This is a genomic window from Paenibacillus mesophilus, from assembly GCF_005938385.1.
In the GTDB taxonomy this organism is placed as follows: domain Bacteria; phylum Bacillota; class Bacilli; order Paenibacillales; family NBRC-103111; genus Paenibacillus_AB; species Paenibacillus_AB mesophilus.
This window is the reverse complement of sequence record NZ_VCRA01000003.1, coordinates 516,208-535,927: the sequence shown is the minus strand read 5'-3', so window position 1 is coordinate 535,927 and position 19,720 is coordinate 516,208. Positions and strand designations below refer to the sequence as shown.

The following is a 19,720-nucleotide window of genomic DNA, read 5'->3' as shown; positions in this document are numbered from 1 at the left end:
AAATCCGGTACAATGAAGGCGGACGAACATCCGCATCTTGAAGGAGGAATTCGAATGCAGCCGTTTAACGGGCTCGGCATGGGACTCGGGCAGTTGTCCCGTCTGTCGCGGGCGAAGACGAGATCGATCAGCGCGGAAAATTGGACGGGAGAGAAAGGCAAAGCCGGCATGGCGACGGAAGGAACGGGCAAAGGAGCCTCGCGCGATTTGGGACAAGGGTGGAAGGTGTCCCCGTCGGTCCATATCCCGGCGAACTCGACGTTTACACTCGCGGACATCGGCGAATCCGGCGCGATTCAGCATATTTGGCTCACTTGTTTTCCGACGCTGTGGCGTAGTTTAATATTGCGGATGTATTGGGACGGGGAGGAGCATCCTTCCGTGGAAGTTCCGATCGGCGACTTTTTCTGCAACGGCTGGTGCGAGCGGACGAACGTCAACTCGATGCCCGTAGCGGTCAATCCGGCAGGGGGAATGAACAGCTATTGGGAAATGCCGTTCCGAAAATCGGCGAAAATTACGGTGGAAAATCTCACCGACAAAGATGCCGTTCTATATTTCCAAATCGACTATACATTGACCGACGTGCCGGACGATGCCGCTTACTTCCACGCGCAATGGCGCCGCAGCAACCCGCTTCCGTACAAAGAGGTCCATACTTTGCTTGACGGCGTAAAAGGACACGGCCACTATGTCGGCACCTATCTCGCTTGGCAGTCGAACAGCAGCGGCTGGTTCGGCGAAGGGGAAATCAAGTTTTACATGGACGGGGACGACGAATATCCGACGCTGTGCGGGACCGGGACGGAGGATTATTTCGGGGGAGCTTGGAACTGGGAGCAGCCTAAGGGCGAATACGGCACGTATTCCACACCGTTTCTCGGGATGCACCAGGTGTTGAAGCCGGACGGACTGTACCGCAGCCAGCAGCGGTTCGGCATGTACCGCTGGCACGTCATGGACCCGATCCGCTTCGAAAGCGATTTGCGCGTCACGATCCAGGCGCTCGGCTGGCGGTCCGGAGGGCGTTATTTGCCTCTGCAAGACGATATCGCTTCGACCGCTTTCTGGTATCAGTCGGAGCCGCACGCGCCGTTTGCTCCTTTGCCCGGGAACGATGATCTTGAAGTGATTTGATCTGTTAGTAATTGCAACGACGCGTCGGTCCGAAGCCCGGACAGGCGCGTCATTTGTTTTTGCCGCGATAGAATGAAGGGGCGACGCCGTCGATCCGCTTGAACGCCCGGCTGAAGGCATGGATGCTGTGAAAGCCGATCCGCTCGGCAATTTCGGTTAAAGGGAGCGAGGTGAACTGGATCATCTCCCGGGCTTTGCCGATACGTACCGTCTGATGGTATTTGACCGGAGACTGGCCGAATGCTTGCGTGAACGTGCGCAGGAAATAGAAGGGGCTCAGACCGGCCATTTCCGCGAGCATCTCCACGGTTACGTCCTGCTCCGGGCGATGATCGATAAATTGCTTCACCTTCGTAAGCCGTTCCCAATTCGAATGGAGCTGCGCATTTTTGTTCCAGGCATGCTCGCGCAGCAAATAAACCCACAACCGCAGAAACGCTCCTTTGGCGGCGGTCTGGGCGTACGGAAGGCTAAGCCTGTAATCGCGGATCAGGTCGAGCAGCATGCTGTCGAGGACGAGCGGGTTGCGTAGCCGGAACCGTGTCGGCAAATCGAACGGCGGCGCGGAGCACACATCGTCGCGGATCAAGGAAACTTCATGCGGACTCATTTCTTCGATCGGCTTGAACGAAACTTTGACATCCGGACTGTCCGGCTTGTACATCAGGTCGAAATGGACGTGAGGCTGACGAACGGGTTCGTTTCCAACTACGGTCAGCTCGTGACGCTGCCCGGGCTTGAACAGGAACAAGTCGCCCGGCGTTCCTTCGTATTCGCCGTCGGCCAGCTTCACCTTGAGCCGGCCCTCCTTGACATATAACAGCTCGTAATCGAATAAAACCCGTTCGCGTATAACCCAGCCCGGGGCTAGATAATGGTCCAACGCTACGCGTATATACGGGGATAACCGGTCCAGATCCATTCCTGGCATATCCAATCGTTTCAACTCCGCTCCTTCGTAAAGACCGCACCGTGCGGTACGATCCATTCCCGTCTATTATACTTCATGTTCGGCGGATGCGAATGTTTGTTTACAAGATGCGTCCTGCGGTTTTACAATGGTTGGTGTGCAATTATCCAATTTGAAGGAGAATGGTTATGTCAACCGTGCAATATTGTTCAAGCTGCGGAACGAAGCTGGAAACGAGGGCGATCGACGGCCATGACCGGATCGCTTGTCCCGCCTGCCCGTTCGTGCATTGGGGCTCTTACAGTATCGGGGTAGGCGCGCTGCTGAAGAAGGACGGGAAAGTGCTGCTCGTCCGGAGAGCCCAGGACCCCGGCAAAGGGTACTGGACGAATCCGGGCGGCTATATCGAGCAGCATGAGCCGATCCAGAAGACGATCGAGCGGGAAGTGCTGGAGGAGGCCGGGGTCGAAAGCCGGGCGGTCGGGATTTTGGCTCTGCGCGACCAGCCGCGCGACATCCATAACGTGTACGTGGCCTTTGAAATGGAGTATGTGAGCGGGGAGCCTGCCCCCGACAATTACGAAGTGGATGCGGCCGGTTTCTTCAGTCTCGAAGAAATGGCGGCGATGAATGTCGCACCGTTCACGAAATGGCTCGTCAATATCGCGCTGAACGGTCAAAACGGCGGCCTCGAGAAAGATGAGAGCAACGACCTGCCGCTGAAAAATGCGGGTCTGTTCAAAGTTCCTACGGGTTCAGGCTCTTGATTTTGTCCAGCAGCGCCGTGATCGGGGCGACGGCTTCGGCGATGCCGGAGCCGTTCCAGAGCGACTCGTTCCAATTGCCGCTGCGGATTTGCTCGGAATACGCGTTCAGCTTCTGCTGAAGCGTCTCGTTGTAAGAGAGGAGCTGCTTGTGAATCGCTTCGGCGATTTCCGGCGGCTCTTTTTTATTGAACTCGGCGATGGACGCCTTCATCGTCTCCAGCTTTTGCCGCAGCTGCTCGCGGGCAGCTTCATTCAAAGCGGCTTGCTGCGCCAGCGCTGCGGTGCTCGCCGCGAAGGAAGTGACGTTATTGACGTATGCGGCCGCGTCGTTTACATACTTTGCCGTTTCGTTAATGTCGTTCAACAGCCCGCACCCGGATAGAGCGGTCCAAGCAAGGACGATCGCGAGCACCAAGCCTAACGTTCTTCTTCTCATGATAGAATCCCTCCTTATGATCAAAAAAAACGAGACCTCTACCCATGTGCGGGTAAAGGTCTCGCCTGCAACGTTCCGCTGCCGGCAAAGCCGGGAAGCGCGAAGCTTCCGTAATGACGACTTTGCCGTGTCGGCTACTCCCCTTTAACAATTGCCTGTCATTGCTGCTGGATCCATTATATCGTTTCGTGTCGCGTCGGGTCAACCGGCGTCAAAACAAATCCCAGCAGCCGGACTGGTCGTCGATCGCCCTTAGCTTCACTGTCCGCGCATATTCCGTCGGGGTCATGTTCGTCAGCTTCTTGAATTGTCTGGAGAAATAATGGATGCTGCTGTAGCCGAGCATTTCGGCGATCTCGGTATAATTAAGCCGTTCCTCGCGGATCAGCACCTTCGCTCTTTCGATTTTCATATGATTGAAGGCTTCCAGCACGCCTTGCCCCGTCTGCTGCTTGAACGCCGTCTTAAGAAGCGTCCTGCTGACCTGAAACCGGCGGCACAACTCGTCCACTGTCAAATCCTCCGCCATATTCGCCTTCAAATATTCGATCACGTCGGAGGCGATCACATGGTCTTTGTTTTCCTTCACCGCGGATACGGGCTTCTCTGGCGCTACCGGGACATGCTTGCGGCGGATGAAATGGATCAGCATGTTCTCCAGATGATTGCGGATCAATTGCTCGCTGCCGAAGGGCGATCCTTCACGGCGGATCAGCTTGCGCATCTTCGGGGAATCGATCGGTGGATCGAAAGATTCGAGTCCGGCTTTCACGAGGCTGGAAAAAATGCCGCGTTCTTTCTCGTCGAGACGGAAGACGCGATTGTCCGCAAAATATTCCATCGCCGGAGAGTCGCATTCGAACGTAAGAATGATAACGTTCGGCGACGATTTCTGCGCCGCACCTCCGCGGTGGAATTCGTTCGGACCGTAGAACACGAGATCGCCCTGCTCCAGATGGAACGGTGCCCCGTCGACGGTAACGTCCCATTCCCCTTTATCCACATACACGATTTCCCAGAAGTCGTGCCGCTCTCCCGCGAAGAAGTAGTCCTGGGGCATCTCCCTGTAAAAAAACGTGATCAGCTTGCGGATCTTCAATTCCTCGCGCAGTTCGAATTTCTCGTATGTCAAGATGAATCTTCTCCTTTGGGACTCGGATATCCCGACATCGCTCTTGACTCTATCTTATAGTGTATCGGATTCCGATACAAATACAAAATTGCATACGGTGCGACGTTTAAAATTTCCATGGTACAATGTCGAAATCCGTGATAATATGTTTAAAAGAAACATTTAAATGTTTGATGCAAACAGCGATTTCACTCCGAATTCACATCCTCTTTTCTATAATGAACTTTGACGGAATTATCGCCTGACTGACGACCGGAGGGGTTGTAGACCGGCAAGTACCGGTTCTCAAGAGCAGGTACGTTATTCCGTCAAAGTTCCTAATAAGGAAAGAGACGCATCTTGTCATGACCCGACGAATGGTTGAAATCGATGGATTGCCATTATTATTGGGGGTCCCCGCGTGTCGCTGGCCGGGGACAATATGAGGAGGAGTCAACATGGGAGCGTTGCGTTTTGCCGTTGTCGGGACCGGCTGGGTTGCCGGGGAGTATTTGAAAGCGATTGCGAAACGTCCGGATGCGGTTGTCTCGGCGGTCGTCAGCAAAAATACGGAGCACGCGAAGAGCCGGCTGGCCGAGCTAGGAATTGATGCGCGCGTTTCCGCGAGCTATGAAGAGACCGTCAAATCGCCCGACGTGGATGCGGTCGTCTTGTGCACGACCCCGGATTTGCGTCCGGAGCAGGCGGTACTGGCCGCACTTCACGGCAAGCATCTCGTGATGGAGAAGCCGCTCGCGATGGACCGCGCCGGCTTATGGAGCATGGCCGACGCTTTGGAGAAAAATCCCGTACATACGACCGTCAGCTTCGTCCTTCGCTGGAATCCTTCATTCGCCAATACGAAAGCGCTGATCGACGACGACGCGATCGGACGGGTATACATGGCCCAGATCGATTACTGGCATCATGTAGGTCCCCAGTACGGACAATACCGGTGGAGCCGGACGAAGGCGCAAGGCGGGAGCAGCATGCTGTCGGCCGGCTGCCATGCGGTTGATGCGGTCCGCTTCTTCGCGGGGGATATTACCGAAGTAACCGCATACGCCTGCCATACGTGGAAAGACTCCGAGTACGAGTTCGACCCGAATGCGATCGCCATCTTCAAGCTGAAGAACGGCGGCATCGGCAAAGTATCGTCCTCCTTGGAATGCAAGACGCCTTATAAGTTCAACGTGCACTTGCTCGGCGAGAAGGGTGCGATCATGAACAACCAGCTGTTCAGCCACAAGCTGCCTGGACAGAAGGATTACGCGACGATTCCGACGATATTGCCGGACAGCGGGGACGTCTCGCACCATCCGTTCGTGGAAGAAATCGATGACTTCATCGATTCATTGCGCAGCGGGAAGACAACGCGCTGCGATTTCTTCGACGCTTACAAGTCGATGGAAGTCACGTTCGCCATTGACGAATCGATTGCAACCGGCAAAAGCGTGACGCTTCCGCTTGCCAAATAAACTTTTATTTCTAATTCGAAAGGTCGGGTTAACGCCATGAGTGTCAGAATCGGAATGATCGGTGCGGGCGGTATCGCCAAAAGCCACCTGAATGCATTGAAGAAAGTGGAGCTTGCCAAAATCGTCAGCGTCTTCGATTTGAATACCGAAGGAGCCGAGCAGGCTGCAGCCTCGGTAGGCGCGCGCGTCGCGGAAAGCGCGGACGCCCTGCTCAATCCGGCCGAGATCGACGCCGTATTTATATGCGTGCCGCAGTTCGCCCGGGGAGATCTGGAGGAAATCGCGGCCAAGCGGGGCATTCACATCTTCGTGGAGAAGCCGCTCGGGCTGGAGATGGAATCGGTGGCCCGCAAAGGTCAAGCCGTTCGCGAAGCGGGTGTGCTAAACTCGGTCGGTTACGTGCTGCGTTATTACGATACGGTACAGAAGGCGAAGCAATATTTGGAGGGCAAAACGATTCACCTGATCCAAGGGTTCCGTATCGGAGGCTCCCATCCGGCTCCATGGTGGAGCCAGCAACATATGTCGAACGGCAACCTGGGCGACGCGGTTACGCATCAAATCGATATGATCCGTTACTTGGCCGGGGAGTACAAGGAAGTTACCGCCCAATTCGGCAACAATACGATCAAGACGCTCAATCCGGTAGCGACGATCCCGGATGCCGGAGCCGTTACGTTCTCGCTTGCGACCGGAGCGGTCGGCACGATTACGGAATCTTGCGTGTCGTCGTTCCATAGCGGCTCGGAAATCAAATTTATCGGGCCGGACTTTTTCCTGCAATTGACGGGGAACGGGAAAGTGCTCACGATCATCGACAGCACGCAAAACGTGACGATTACTTCCAAGCAGGACCCGGCCTACGAGCAGGATAAGGCGTTCGTCGAAGCGGTCGCTTCGAACTCGCGCGATAAGATTTTGTGCGACTACGCCGACGGGATGCGGACACTGGCATTCACCATCGCCGCGTATCGGGCTGCGGAAGAGCGCGGTGCGGTTACGGTGTAAAAAAGGCCTAATAACAATAATGCCAAAGGACAGCTGTCGTGCTGTCTTTTGGCGTTTCATTTGGAATTAATCAGGTTTGCGGCCTTCGACCGCCAATAAATACAACGTTTGCGACAGGGCCGCATCTTGAATCCATTCCCGATACTCCTGCTCGGCGGCGGCGCGTTCATTCTCCGTTATATACCCGTCCTTCACCATTTGAATCCCTCTGCTGGCAGACACGTCCGCCCAAATGCTTATGCCGGAATGAAAGCCGACATCCTCCCGATTCACTTTCTCATGTTGAGAGGTGATTTTTATTTCGTTGATTCCGACCTTTTCGAATAAGCTTGGAAGATGGTCGGCTATCGCATTATCCATCCCCGCATCGGAACGCCACTTTAAAAATGCGGAATAGAAGGATTTCATACTTACAGGAGGCTCCGGTACCCAATTTATCTTTTCATGATTATAATCGAGAATCAAGATCAGTCCGCCCGGTTTGGCCGAGGCTTTCAATACTGTCAAAGCTTCTGACGGATTGGATAACCACTGCAGGACTCGTGCAGAAGTAACGATATCGAACTCATCTCTGTAAGGAAGGTTGAATATATCGCCGACTACAAATTCCAGTCCTTTAGTGCCGCCAAACGATTGCTTGGCTTTTTCGATAAGTGCCGGATTACTGTCGATTCCAACAACACGCCCTGTCGGACCGACTATTTCGGTGATTCCGCCAGTTATGGCTCCCGTACCGCAACCGACATCTAGAACCGTCATCCCTTCGGTAAGCAGCTCCGCCAACCTTTTGTGAGAGGAGGCCACTGTTCGTATATCCAGAACATTTGTCGCTTTTCCGGAAAGCTCGGCCCTGCTGCGTGCAACGTTAGATTCCATTGATGGCCCTCCCTTTTTATGGATATTTCAAATAAATTATCATCCGTTGTGCGCTATGTCAATGCCGAAAGTACGGTTTCAACCGTTTTTTCCATGGCCGCCGGGCGAGGCTGCCGATATAATGGAACAGCTTTCAAGTCGTTTCATGAATCGGAGGATGAACGAATATCGTCGTTGCAAAAAGTTTTCGCGATGCCGCATCGATTTTGTATCGGGCGGAACGGAAGCCGGTTGTCGTGCTGCTGGCGGCCTTACTGCTGGGTTTGCCGGTCTTGCCTATAGAACTTTGGCTCGTCAAATCGCTGGTCGACCGCGTTCAGGCATGGACGGCGCAAGAACCGATCGGGCCGATACTAGCGGCTGCCGCTTGGCTTGCCTTGCTTATGGCGGCAAACAACATTGCGCTAGGAGTGCCGGTCCCGATGGCCCAGACGCGTCTGAACGAGATCGGAACGCTCGAAGGACAGCGGATCGTTTTGCGGAAAACCGGGCGTTTACCGCTCGCGGCGATTGAATCGCCGGCCGTTCAAAATTTACGGGAGCGGGCTTTGCAATTTTCCTTGTACGAAACGTTCAACATAGGAGCACAATTGACGCAATCGTTTTTACGTGCGGCGATCTTGCTCGCGATTATGCTGGCTTACGGCGGGTGGATACCGGCAGCCGCCTTCTGCGCTTCGGCATGGCTTGTGTCGACAGTCTCCGGCCGCTCGGCGGAAAGCCTGGAGAAGCTGCTACGCGCACAAACGCCGGACCGCAGACTGCTCGCTTATTACGCCGGGCTGATGACGGGAAGGGACGCGGCCAAAGAAATCCGGCTATTCGGGCTGGGGGGACTTCTCGCGGATAGGTGGAGCAGCTTGGCGGATCGTCAATCCGAAGAGACGCGGAAAGCGGTTCGTTCCTCCGAGCTTCGCAAAATCGGACCGGAGCTGCTGCTGGCGCTCGTCGGCGGGCTTCTCGTAGCGCTGCTCGTTCTGCTGCCGGGGGCAAACAAGCTTTCGGCGGGAGACTTCTCCGTCTTATTCTTATCCGTGACGATGCTCGTCTCGCAGCTGCCCGGCATTATCGCCGATGGAGCGACCTTGCGCAGGCAGAGTATGAAATGGGAAGATTTTCGGGCCTATACGGCGCTTGAAGAAGAGGGAGAATTACCGGATCGGGATGAGCGGCCGGGCGGTTCGGAAGCGGTGTCGCTTCAGGGCGATAGCGATATCGGACGGGCAAGCGGAATGCTGCTGCAAGTCCGCGGACTTCGGTTCCGCTACCCGGGTGCGGACGGAGACTCCGTTAACGGTGTCAGTCTCGAAATCCCGCACGGCTGCCGGGCCGCCTTGGTAGGCGAGAACGGATCTGGCAAATCGACATTGGTAAAGCTTCTCGCAGGCTTGTACACACCGTCCGGAGGAGAAGTCGTATGGCGGCGGGACGCGGAGGGGAGGCAAACGTGCGGACGACCCGGAGCGGCGGACGGGAGCGCTGTTTCCGCCGTGTTCCAGGATTTTGCCAAGCTTTATGTGACGCTGCGGGAAAATGTGGCGCTCGGCAAGCTGTCCGCAATCCGCAACGACCCCGATATGCAAGCCGCCTTGCTCGATGCGGGGAGTAAGCTCCGCGATCTCGACATGCAGCTCGGTGCGCCATTCGGCGGGCTGGAGCCGTCGGGAGGCGAATGGCAAAAAATCGTGACGGCCAGAGCGCTGCTGCGCGACGCGGACTTCGTCTTCTTCGACGAGCCTACGGCCGCGCTCGACCCTCAAGCGGAGAAGGATGCCTTCGAGCTGTTTATGCGCGTGACCGCAGGCCGATCGGCGCTGCTCGTCACGCATCGGCTCGGGGCCGCAAAGCTAGCGGATCGGCTGTTCGTGCTGAAGGACGGCCGAATCACCGAGCAGGGAACCCACGACGAATTGATGCGGCTTGGCGGCGAATACAGCCGAATGTTCCGGATGCAGGCATTATGGTATGAGTGAAAGGAGCGGACTGTTGAACACGAACTCTTTCGGGTCCATCTTGCGCGGAGTATTGCCGATATTCGTCCGGATCGGGCGAAGCATGCCTGCGCTTACGGCGGTATGGCTCGCTATTCCGCTGCTGCTCGGCGCGCTTCTCGTTCCGGCTTACGCGGCGCAAAAGCAATTGATCGATCTGTTCGTAAACGGAGAGGGACGCGAATGGCGGGAGCTGGCCCGGCTGGCGCTGCCGCCGCTCGCGCTATTCACCGGCGCGGCGCTGCTCCGCGTAATCTTGACGGCTCTGCAAACGATCGCAGATTCCGGATTCCGCAACCGGTCCTCGCTGCTCGTCCAATCGGCGGTACATGAGCGGGCCGTCGCGGTTCCGCTGGAACGGATGGACGACCCGGTCTATTATGACAGGCTTCGGCGGGCCGGGAGCGTGGCCGGGGACGAACTGCCGGGCGTCCTGCAAAACGCCTTTGCCTTGCTCCGGCTGCTGTTCGAGCTGTTCGGGCTGCTGGCGGTCGCCGCAATTGCCGGTCCGTTCGTTTGCGCGCTGCTTGCCGCCGCCTTTGCCGTTTCGTTTTATATCCGATTGGAGTCGGATATCGTGAAACGGAGGGTTAACCGGGACTTGACCGCTTCGGGACGACAGGCGGATTATTTGCGAGAGGCGATCGCGAAGCCGGAAACGGTCCGGGATATGCGTATCGGCGGATCGATCGGTTACTTGATCGACAAATGGAGCGGCGGAATGCTCCATTCGCTTGAGCTGCGGGGCAATGCGAACCGCAGGGAAATACGTCGAGGCATCATCGTGTCGACTGTGCAAATCGTCTCCTTGTTCGGGGCGATCGTCTGGATGGTCTTGCAGATGAAATCGGGAGGCATGTCGGCGGGAGCGATCGTAATCGTAATCCAGGCGATGCGGCAGGCGCATGGCATATCGGGGAGAGCGGCTTTTCCGGTAGGGAAGATGTATATCCAGAGCGCCAAAATAGTCGATTTGGCCGAGTTTCTGAAGGAGCCCGTCATGCGCGCCGTTTCGCCGCATGAGCTCCTCACTCCGGGCGATAGCGGGAAAATCGAGTTCGTGGATGTCACTTATGCGTATTGCGGCGCGGCCGAACCGGCGCTTCGCGGAATACGGCTGACGCTCCATCCGGGCGAAACGGTTGCGCTGGTCGGAGAGAACGGAGCGGGGAAAAGCACGCTCGCGAAGCTCGCGCTCGGTTTATACCGGCCGACGGACGGACGAATCGAATGGGACGGAACGGACTACGAAGAGCTGGAGCCGGTTCATCTGCGCCGCTCCGTCTCCGCCGCGTTTCAGGATTACGTCCGGTACGAGACGACTTTGCGGGACAATGTCGGCTTCGGTTTGCCGGATGATGCTTGCACCGATGAGGCGATACGCCAAGCGATGAAGGCGGCGGGGGCGGAAGTGCCGGACCAGACGTCCGGCGGACTGGACGCCAAGGTCGGACTCTTATCGGAAGGTGGTCGTAATAGGAGCGGCGGACAATGGCAGCGGCTAGCGATTGCCCGGGCGGCTGTACGGGATGCACGGCTGCTGGTGCTTGACGAGCCGACGGCCGCGCTCGACCCGCAGCATGAGACCGAGCTGTACCGCTCGTTCCGCGAGCTGGCGCAAGGCCGGACGGTACTGTTCGTTTCGCATCGGCTGGGCTGGGCCCGCTTCGCCGACCGGATCGTCGTGATGAGGGACGGGACGATCGTCGAGGAAGGCTCCCACGATTCGCTTATTGCGACCGGAGGGGAATACGCCGCCATGTTCCGAGCGCAGGCGGCGTGGTACCGCGGCTGACGATCGTCTCCCATTTTCACGGGGCCAAAGCAAATCTGCTTTGGCCCTTTCGCCAGTTCCTGCTACAATAGAAAGCATGGTAACATTTTCTTAATTATAGAATAGGTCCGCGCGAAAGGATGGGGTCATTCGTTGCCGTCTCGTAAATTGGGGTTGTCGCCGCTGAATGCGGTCGTGCTTACGCAGTTTTTGAGTGCGTTTGCGGATAATTTGAACTTTTTCTTGATCGTAGGCATGGTGAAACGGCAAGGCGTTGAAAATCCGGACGGCACGGTCGCTTACATCCAGATGGCGTTTCTGTGCGCCTACGTCCTGCTCGCTCCGATCGTCGGCGCGCTTGCCGACCGGAACGCGAAGTCTCACGTCCTGCTGCTCGGGAACGCTCTGAAAGCGACGGGCATCGCCCTTCTGCTGTTCGGCTTTCCTCCCGTGCTGTGCTACTTGTTCGTCGGTATCGGTGCGGTCGTTTACTCCCCGGGGAAATACGGAATTTTGTCCGAGCTGACCCGGACGGAGGACGAACTGCTGAGGGCGAATGCGAAGGTGGAAGGCTCGACGATTCTCGCCATATTGCTCGGTACCGTAGCGGGCGGCTTCTTGGCGCAAAGCTCCGATTTGCCGGCTATTCTGACTTGCCTTGGCGTCTATCTCGTCTCGCTAGGCATGACCTTGCTCGTGCCGGCCCGGAGCGGGAACAAGAGCTTGAAATACGGGGCGGAGGCCCGCCAATTTTTCAGCGATTGCGGCAAGCTGTTCCGCCATCCGAAGAGCCGGTTCTCGCTTATCGGCACCGGTTCGTTCTGGTTGACCGCGTCGGTGCTCCGAATCGCCCTGATCGCCTGGCTGCCGCTGAACTTAGGGATAACGGATACCGACCAGCAGTCGATGATTATCGGAGTGACCGCGCTCGGCGTCGTGGCAAGCGCCTTCGTGACGCCGAAATGGGTGCCGGCCGGCAAGCTCCACCGGGCTTTTTATTTCGGGCTTGCGATGGTGCTGACGGTCATGGTCGCTACGCTGATTCATTCGCTCTGGCTGACGGTTACGCTGCTGTTTTTCACCGGCTTGTTCGGCGGGATTTTCGTCATTCCGCTTAATACGATGCTGCAGGAGGAAGGCAAAGATATGATCGGTTCGGGCAAAACGATCGCCGTGCAAAACTTCGTCGAGAATGCGCTGACCGTCTCCGGCTTGGCCATTTACTTAACCTTGACGGAAATGCATGTATCCGTAAACGGCTCGGTCATCGGAATCGGGATCGTCCTGCTTCTGTTTATTTTGTTTCTCGCGACACAGCTCGGAAAAGTTCGCGGCGGCAGGGCGGAAGCGGCTTCCGGCAAGGCGGGGCGGGAAAGAGCCGGATAAGCATGCGCGTAAGACGGCGATAATCGGACGAGATCCGGCTCTGCAACGAAACGAACGAATACTAACGGTGGCGAGGTAACCTCATGCATAATAAAGTAGTCCGCAAAAACTCGCGCTCGCGCATCGAAGACATGATCCAGACGCTGCGCGAAGAGATCGCTTCCGGCAAACATCCGGTCGGCGACTGCCTGCCGTCCGAGAGCGATCTGGAGAAACGGTTCCGGCTCGGCAATAATTCCGTGCGCAAAGGATTGGACATTCTTGTCCAAGAAGGGCTGATCGTCAAAATCCCCCGTGTCGGCAACAAGGTGCTCGGTCTGCCGTCGGAGGGACGGCAGGTGATCAAGCTCGGCGTGTACAATACGACCGACAACGAAACGGATTTGTCCGGTCTGCTGGAGCAGTTTCATCGTCTTCATCCCCAACTTCTCGTCCAGACCATTACGATTCCGACGAACTCGTATGCCGGATATATCCAGGAACAGATGAATGCGGGTTTGCTGGACGCCGTGACGATGAACTACAATACGTTCCGCGAGCTGTCCGCCGGGACGAAGGAAGAGCTGCTCGAGCCGATGGATTCGAGCCCGGACTATTATCCGTTCACGACTGAGCCTTTCATGGACGGCGGGAAGCTGCTCGTCAAGCCGATCATGTTCTCTCCGCTCGTGCTCTGCTACAACTTGGACCATCTGAGGGAAGGCAATCTGCCCGAGCCGGAGAGCGGCTGGTCTTGGGATAAGCTGCTGTGGCTTGCGGAACAACTGTCTGTGGAAAACAAACGGTTCGGCTTCTGCTTTCATCTGCTTTCCCGCAATCGATGGCCGGTCTTTCTGTTCCAAAGCGGGATCCGGTTCGAGCCCGATGACGACGGCGAGTATCGTCTCCCGGTGGATAGGCTGACGGAGTGCTTGGACGTATGCCGCAAATTGATCAACCGGCCGGATGTGTTTCCGACGATGCTGTCCGGCCGGGACGGTACGACGGTCGAATGGTTTCTGGACGGCAAAGTTTCGATGATCATGACGACTTATTTTGCGATGAACCGGCTTAAAGAGGCGGGCTTTTCGTTCGACTTAGCCCCTCTGCCCGCACTCCGGGAGAATCGTACGATGCTGACGATTATCGGGGTGAGCGTCAACCGCAAATCGGCCGTCAAGGATGCGGCTCGTCTGCTGGCCGATTATCTCGGTTCACGGGAAGCCCAGACGTTGATCCGGCAAAATACGTTCAGTATCCCGTCGCACCGGGCTGCCGCGGAATGGCAAGGGGAGAAGATGCAGGGGAAACGTCCGCACCGGTTCGATCTATTCCGCGAGATCATTGCGACGTTCCGGCTGCTGGAGCATTTGCCGGTAACGAACCGGGAATTGTTTGCGATGCAGAAAGAAGTAGAGCTGTATTGGACCGGTCTGCAGGACGGCGAAGCGGTGAGCCGAGGAATCGGACGGGCGCTGCGCGAAGCGAATCGAAGCGCGAAGCAGGACCAGTAAGCGGGATCGTTCGGGGAACCGGCCGATTCGGGAAGAAACGTTCCCGGACGGCCGGTTTGTTGTTTTTTGGCACCGGTATGTTGTGCGAATAAGAGATGTGTGCTCAGCAATGGCAATCCGCGCGGCGCGGAAGGGCTTGTATGGAAGCGAATTGTGATGTCGTAGTTCCTTTTTGCGGATAGAGACATTTTATAGACAAAGAAAATCGGGCGCTTGCGATTGACGACGCTTTCAAAAACGGTTATGTTGAGTTTAGGGTCAGAATAGGGTTAGTGGCAGACGGCAGATGGAAGCCAAAACGAAGATGTTACGCAGCAGAGCCGGTTGTCCGAAGGAAGGAGGAACGTTTCAATAATATGCAATGCGCGCAGCTTCTGGCGCGCGGTGCAATGTTCGCGTGAAGGCAAAGACCACATGCGGGGTTACGAGCACGTATACGCCTTAATGCCAGGCAAAGTCAACGAGAAGCGCCCGCACACCCTATATTCGGAAGTGGGGATTTCTATGAAATGGATCAAATCCGGTTATTCGACCGGCAAGCTGGCTCCTCTGCTCATTACCGCGCTGCTTCTGTCATGCGCTCCTGCGATGCCCGGTCCAGCCGAGGCTTCGGGCGTTCCGGCCGGGAGGCAATCCGGAACCGGGACCGTTCAAGTTCGTTACAACCCGCAGGCGGATTCGCCGCAGTCTCTACAAGCGACTGTCGTAAACCCCAGCGGACTTCAGGCTGCGCTCGATCAAGCCCAGCCCGGCGACACGATTCTGATTCAGTCGGGCACTTACGACAATTTGAGTCTGACGATCACATACTCGGGAGCGGGTCCGGTCGCCGTGCGCGCGGAGCAGCCGGGGAGCGTCATTTTCACCGGGAAGTCGCTTATCACGATCAAGGACAGCGAAAACTTGATTTTCTCCGGATTTTTGTTCGATCAGGTGACTTCCGACAATTCGGTCGTGCTCTACCACTCCAGCAACGTGCACGTAACGGAAAACTATTTCTACCGCAACGGGATGAAGCCGACGAGCAAAATCGTGGCGATCCGAGACGGCTCCGCGAACAATCATATTCATCACAACACGTTCGACCGGAGCCGGGGACAAAGCGTCGCCCTGTTTTTCAGCTCGAGAGCGGTGGACAACGGTAATGTCTATAACAAAATTTATAACAATCTGTTCTACAACATCCCGAGAGTCTCTTCGGTATATCCCGGTCAAACGAACGGACTGGAAGCGATCCAAGTAGGGAACGGCCTCGATTTCAGCCATGAGGCGCATACGAAAATTTACGATAACTTGTTCGAGAAAGTGACCGGCGACGGCGGCGAAATCATCAGCATCAAATCGAGCGGCAACGACATATACCGCAACACGTTTCTGGACAACGACTCCGGGTTGACGTTCCGGCTTGGGAACGGCAACGACGTGGAACGCAATTATTTCAACAATACAAAGCAAGGAATCCGCGTGTTCGGCTATAACCAGAAAGTGGAGAACAACTACCTTGCAGGCGGCACTTACGGAATCCAGCTGCCAGCCGCGGACACAGCGACCGGTGCGGCTCCGACAGTAGCCGCGCCGTATTATCAGGCGGACGGAGTGAAGATTGAAGGCAACGTCATCGTGGGACCGGCGGCGAACGGGATGCTGTTCGGCGGCAGCTACTCTTCTACCGGGCGGAATTTGCTTCCTATCCATAGCGAGATCAAGGAAAATCGCATCTACATTTCCGGTTCGGCCGCCGACTACTCGAAAGCGTCGAATGTCGCGTCATTCTACGACCCGATTGCCGATTTCTCGGGCAACGTCTCCTATTTATCGTCCGGCGCAAACGTTGGGAACATTACGACCGGCGACAGCAGCGTAATCGAATACGTGTACACCGCTTCTCCACTTATTCCCGCTCCGGAAGACGTCACCGGTGTGCAACCGTTTGCGAGCAAAGATACAAGAACCGGAGCCGAATGGAAAATTCCGGCTGACACGTCTTCCGAGCCGGAAGTTAATGTACTGTTCGATTTCGAAGATTTTACGCCCGGCGGTTTAAGCGGCCAGCAAGGGTGGACGGGGAATGGCGCCCCGAACGTGACGGTAACCGAATATGCTTACGCCGTTAGCGGCAGTCAGGCGGTCAAAGTCGTCGATACGGACACGACGAAAGCTTACAGCGGGATATACACGTTCGAGCCGATCCGGCGCGGCTACATCGAATGGTGGTCGAAGGCGATCAACAAAGATCGGCTCGCTTTCCGCATGGAGGACACTACTTCGGCTACGACCCGGAATGTGGAGTGGGTCGGCTTCTTCTATGACGGCACGATCGAATACCAGGACGGCTCGGTTCGCAAACGAACGACCGAAACGTTCCATACGGACACTTGGTACCGGTTCCGGATCGGGTTCGACGCGGACACGAAGATGAAGACGATCTCGATCTATGAGGGCGAGAACTTGTTTGTCGAGAAAGAGACGCCGTTCGAGAACGGCGACGCCGAGGCGGTTAACGTATTCCGTTTCTCCACGATGAGCAACCGTACCGGTACGTTTTATGTGGATGACATTCGGATCGTATCCGAAGATGAATAAGCTCGTTTTACCAGAAAAAAGGGGGTCATTTCGTATGAAGGGAAGCAAACAAAAAATGATAGCGGCAGCCGCCGCATGTGCCGTAATGCTGTCGGGGTGCGGAGGCCAAGGGAAAGAGGCGGCGCCCGCGCCGAAAGAGGCGGCCAAGCCGAAGGAGCCGTATACGATGATCGTGTTCACGGCAGGCGTGACGCAGGCCGAATTCGACGACCGGTTCCGCGAAGCGCTGAAGCAGAAATTTCCGCACGTCACGATCGAATACGTCCAGAGCGGCAAAGGAACGACGATCAACGATATGATCGCGGCGGGGAAAATACCGGATCTGATCCGTACCGACGTGCCGACGCTCTATAGCGGCTATCTCGACTTGGGGCTCGGCTACGACTTGAACGAGCTCGTCAAATCGTACAAATACGATTTGGGCCGGTTCAACAAAGTATTCATCGACGAAATCGTCGATGTCGGACGGTCGGGCGCCTTGTACGGCTTGCCGGTTCCGCCCTATTTTCCGCAGGCGCTCTATTACAACAAAGATTTGTTCGACAAATTCGGGGTCGCCTATCCGAAGAACGGGATGACTTGGGACGAAGTATACGAGCTCGCCAAGAAAGTGACGAGGGTGGACGGAGGCGTCGTGTACCGCGGCTTCAGCTCCCATCCGACCAATTTGCTGCGAGACAATCCGTACTCGCTCCCGATTCTCGATCCAAACGCGGACCAGCTGGCCGATCCGGCGAAGTGGAAGACGCTGTTCGATAATTTGAATCGGTTCTACGAAATTCCGAACAATACGATCGAGAAGACGGCTCCGCTAGAAGGCGGCGCTTTCGCCAAAGGCAATATTTCGATGATGACGAACCAGCATAACGTTTACTTGAATTTGCCGCCGGAGCTGAACTGGGATCTCGTCTCTTACCCGCTGCTGGCGGGTGCGCCGAAGCTGATGCCTCAGCGTGGGCCGGCCTATTGGTCGATCACGAAGACGAGCAAGCATAAGGAAGAAGCGTTCGAGATGATCATGACGATGCTGTCGGAAGAAGTGCAGATGGCCGACTCGCGGAAAGGGCTGCCGACGACGCTGAACAGCACGGAGATCAAGAGCGCCCTGGGCAAAGGCCACCCGGTGTTCGGCAAAAAGAACATGGATGCGGTGAACGTATACCCGCCGGTTCCGTATACGCCCAAGCGCAAAGCCGGGTTGACCGACATACCGGGAGTGACCCAGCAAAACTTGCTCGGGCAAAGCTTCGTCGACGTGGCTTCGGGAACGATCGATGTCAATTCGGTGCTGCGCCGGCTCGACGAGCAGCTGAAAGCCGAGCTTGCCAAACAAAAGAGCAAATAAACGTTGAAATCGGATAAGAGAGGACAGAGACAACATGACTGTAAAAATAGCCGTACTGCCAAGACCGTCCATGCAAAACCGTATATTCGACCGTAGTCATTGGGAGCAATTGGAGGCGATCGGAACGGTCGTCCGCAACGGGAAGGAGGAGCAGCTGAGAGCCGAGACGGTTCGCGAAGTCATCGAAGGAGCCGATATCGCGATCACTTCGTGGGGCTGCATCCCGATGACGCGGGAGCTGCTCGATGGCGCTCCCGGCCTGAAGGCGATCATTCATGCCGCGGGAACGGTCAAAGGGATCGTGACACCGGATGTTTGGGAGAGGGGCATCCGCGTCTCCAGCGGGAACGGGCCGCTTGGCGTCGGCGTAGCGGAGACGGCGCTCGGGCTGACGATCGCTTCTCTGAAAAATATGTGGAGGCTGTCCAAGCAGACGCGGGAAGGCGGATGGGGCGCCGACAGGCATCTCGTGCGGGAGCTGTACCGGATTACGGTCGGGGTTATCGGGGCGGGCAAGGCGGGAAGCCATTACATCCGGCTGCTGCGCAATTTCGAGGTGGATATTCTCGTCTACGATCCCGTACTGACCGAGGAACAGGCGGCGTCCATGGGAGCGCGGAAAGCGGAGCTGGAGACGGTGCTGGCCGCAAGCGATGTCGTCTCCATTCATGCGCCGTCGTTGCCGGCAACGTACAAGATGATAAACCGGGAGAGGCTCGCATTGATGAAAGACGACGCCATTCTCGTCAACACGGCAAGAGGCTCGCTGATCGATGAGGATGCGCTCGTCGACGAGCTGCGGTCGGGCCGGCTGTTCGCCTGTCTAGACGTTACCGATCCGGAGCCGCCGGCGGCCGACCATCCGTTTCGCAGCTTGCCGAACTGCATCCTCACCCCGCATATTGCCGGTGCGGTCAACAACGGCATCATGCGGATAGGCCAGTTCGCGATAGACGAGTTGAAGCGCCTGCTCGCCGGCGAGCAGCTGGAAGGCGAGGTCAAGGGAGAGCAGCTGCACGTATTGGCGTAGCCGGTGCAGGAATGGGATACGGGGTAAAAAGCAAGCAACGCTCGCCATCTTTGGCGGGCGTTGCTTAGTTTTTTGAACGATAAGGAAAGTTTAACTTCGCTAAAGCACTAAAACGAAGAGAGACTTTGCTTACCAAGAATAAGCTACCGCTAAAACACGAATGAACATCATCGAGAAGGCTTCGATCAGAAGCTTTTCTTATTGTATAGGAAATGATGCGAAGCTAATTTCTGTGGATAACGGGGGCTCCCCCAGAAGTAATCGGAATAGGCTTCGGAGGCCAGCTTCACTTCTGGGGGAATACTGGGGGGCTCCCCCAGAAGTAATAACAATAGCTTTGATCGATGCAATTCAGCGAAGTACATTCGTGTTCCAGTTGAAGCTATTGTTGCGAG

15 protein-coding genes are annotated in these 19,720 nt (G+C 56.4%); 11 read left to right on the top strand and 4 right to left on the bottom strand.

The annotated features are described in order from the left end of the window. Positions 1–54: 54 nt before the first annotated feature. Complete coding sequence (locus FE783_RS07600; RefSeq protein WP_138878737.1) at positions 55–1,137, top strand: glycoside hydrolase family 172 protein; 1,083 nt, start codon at positions 55–57, stop codon at positions 1,135–1,137. 49 nt (positions 1,138–1,186) lie between these two features. Here FE783_RS07600 and FE783_RS07595 read toward each other — a convergent pair whose 3' ends face one another. Further along, positions 1,187–2,068, bottom strand: a complete 882-nt coding sequence (locus FE783_RS07595) for an AraC family transcriptional regulator (protein WP_238402924.1) — start codon at positions 2,066–2,068, stop codon at positions 1,187–1,189. A gap of 167 nt (positions 2,069–2,235) precedes the next feature. On the opposite strand from FE783_RS07595, the gene FE783_RS07590 reads away from it, so the two are divergent. Then, positions 2,236–2,814, top strand: coding sequence for an NUDIX hydrolase (locus FE783_RS07590; RefSeq protein ID WP_138878736.1), 579 nt, complete (start codon positions 2,236–2,238; stop codon positions 2,812–2,814). Here the strand turns inward: FE783_RS07590 and FE783_RS07585 are convergent. Both FE783_RS07585 and FE783_RS07580 read right to left on the bottom strand, forming a co-directional pair. Then, on the bottom strand, positions 2,795–3,250 hold the full coding sequence (locus FE783_RS07585; protein ID WP_138878735.1) for a DUF6376 family protein: 456 nt from the start codon (positions 3,248–3,250) through the stop codon (positions 2,795–2,797). The two genes, FE783_RS07590 and FE783_RS07585, sit on opposite strands and share 20 nt — an antisense overlap. A 211-nt stretch (positions 3,251–3,461) precedes the next feature. Continuing rightward, positions 3,462–4,382 (bottom strand): helix-turn-helix domain-containing protein, encoded by a 921-nt coding sequence (locus FE783_RS07580; protein WP_138878734.1) that lies wholly within the window; start codon positions 4,380–4,382, stop codon positions 3,462–3,464. 437 nt (positions 4,383–4,819) lie between these two features. On the opposite strand from FE783_RS07580, the gene FE783_RS07575 reads away from it, so the two are divergent. Both FE783_RS07575 and FE783_RS07570 read left to right on the top strand, forming a co-directional pair. Continuing rightward, complete coding sequence (locus FE783_RS07575; RefSeq protein WP_138878733.1) at positions 4,820–5,839, top strand: Gfo/Idh/MocA family protein; 1,020 nt, start codon at positions 4,820–4,822, stop codon at positions 5,837–5,839. A gap of 36 nt (positions 5,840–5,875) precedes the next feature. After that, on the top strand, positions 5,876–6,847 hold the full coding sequence (locus FE783_RS07570) for a Gfo/Idh/MocA family protein (protein WP_138878732.1): 972 nt from the start codon (positions 5,876–5,878) through the stop codon (positions 6,845–6,847). A gap of 66 nt (positions 6,848–6,913) precedes the next feature. Here FE783_RS07570 and FE783_RS07565 read toward each other — a convergent pair whose 3' ends face one another. Then, positions 6,914–7,723, bottom strand: coding sequence for a class I SAM-dependent methyltransferase (locus tag FE783_RS07565; protein ID WP_138878731.1), 810 nt, complete (start codon positions 7,721–7,723; stop codon positions 6,914–6,916). A 206-nt stretch (positions 7,724–7,929) separates the two neighbouring features. Between FE783_RS07565 and FE783_RS07560 the strand changes: the two genes are divergently transcribed. The 7 genes from FE783_RS07560 to FE783_RS07530 all read left to right on the top strand — a co-directional run bounded on the left by FE783_RS07560 (position 7,930) and on the right by FE783_RS07530 (position 19,325). After that, entirely contained in the window at positions 7,930–9,696 is a 1,767-nt protein-coding gene (locus tag FE783_RS07560; RefSeq protein ID WP_138878730.1) for an ATP-binding cassette domain-containing protein, read from the top strand. Between the two features lie 13 nt (positions 9,697–9,709). Continuing rightward, positions 9,710–11,509 (top strand): ABC transporter ATP-binding protein, encoded by a 1,800-nt coding sequence (locus FE783_RS07555; RefSeq protein WP_238402907.1) that lies wholly within the window; start codon positions 9,710–9,712, stop codon positions 11,507–11,509. A 132-nt stretch (positions 11,510–11,641) separates the two neighbouring features. Beyond that, positions 11,642–12,874 carry a lysophospholipid transporter LplT gene (gene lplT / locus FE783_RS07550; protein WP_138878728.1) on the top strand — a complete coding sequence of 411 codons (1,233 nt, stop codon included), beginning with the start codon at positions 11,642–11,644 and terminating at the stop codon, positions 12,872–12,874. 83 nt (positions 12,875–12,957) lie between these two features. Beyond that, positions 12,958–14,367, top strand: a complete 1,410-nt coding sequence (locus tag FE783_RS07545) for an extracellular solute-binding protein (RefSeq protein ID WP_138878727.1) — start codon at positions 12,958–12,960, stop codon at positions 14,365–14,367. Positions 14,368–14,871: 504 nt separating this feature from the next. After that, on the top strand, positions 14,872–16,950 hold the full coding sequence (locus FE783_RS07540) for a chondroitinase-B domain-containing protein (protein ID WP_158301664.1): 2,079 nt from the start codon (positions 14,872–14,874) through the stop codon (positions 16,948–16,950). A gap of 34 nt (positions 16,951–16,984) precedes the next feature. Beyond that, the gene (locus FE783_RS07535; protein ID WP_158301663.1) at positions 16,985–18,295 is read left to right on the top strand and encodes an ABC transporter substrate-binding protein; all 1,311 of its coding nucleotides are present in this window, start codon (positions 16,985–16,987) and stop codon (positions 18,293–18,295) included. A 34-nt stretch (positions 18,296–18,329) separates the two neighbouring features. Next, the gene (locus FE783_RS07530; RefSeq protein WP_138878724.1) at positions 18,330–19,325 is read left to right on the top strand and encodes a hydroxyacid dehydrogenase; all 996 of its coding nucleotides are present in this window, start codon (positions 18,330–18,332) and stop codon (positions 19,323–19,325) included. The last annotated feature ends 395 nt before the right edge of the window (positions 19,326–19,720 follow it).

Bases quoted from the DNA above. Each gene is read 5' to 3' on its own strand.
- FE783_RS07600 (WP_138878737.1), top strand. From the start codon at position 55: ATGCAGCCGTTTAACGGGCTCGGCATGGGACTCGGGCAGTTGTCCCGT.
- FE783_RS07595 (WP_238402924.1), bottom strand. From the start codon at position 2,068: ATGCCAGGAATGGATCTGGACCGGTTATCCCCGTATATACGCGTAGCG.
- FE783_RS07590 (WP_138878736.1), top strand. From the start codon at position 2,236: ATGTCAACCGTGCAATATTGTTCAAGCTGCGGAACGAAGCTGGAAACG.
- FE783_RS07585 (WP_138878735.1), bottom strand. From the start codon at position 3,250: ATGAGAAGAAGAACGTTAGGCTTGGTGCTCGCGATCGTCCTTGCTTGG.
- FE783_RS07575 (WP_138878733.1), top strand. From the start codon at position 4,820: ATGGGAGCGTTGCGTTTTGCCGTTGTCGGGACCGGCTGGGTTGCCGGG.
- FE783_RS07570 (WP_138878732.1), top strand. From the start codon at position 5,876: ATGAGTGTCAGAATCGGAATGATCGGTGCGGGCGGTATCGCCAAAAGC.
- FE783_RS07565 (WP_138878731.1), bottom strand. From the start codon at position 7,723: ATGGAATCTAACGTTGCACGCAGCAGGGCCGAGCTTTCCGGAAAAGCG.
- FE783_RS07545 (WP_138878727.1), top strand. From the start codon at position 12,958: ATGCATAATAAAGTAGTCCGCAAAAACTCGCGCTCGCGCATCGAAGAC.
- FE783_RS07540 (WP_158301664.1), top strand. From the start codon at position 14,872: ATGAAATGGATCAAATCCGGTTATTCGACCGGCAAGCTGGCTCCTCTG.
- FE783_RS07535 (WP_158301663.1), top strand. From the start codon at position 16,985: ATGAAGGGAAGCAAACAAAAAATGATAGCGGCAGCCGCCGCATGTGCC.
- FE783_RS07530 (WP_138878724.1), top strand. From the start codon at position 18,330: ATGACTGTAAAAATAGCCGTACTGCCAAGACCGTCCATGCAAAACCGT.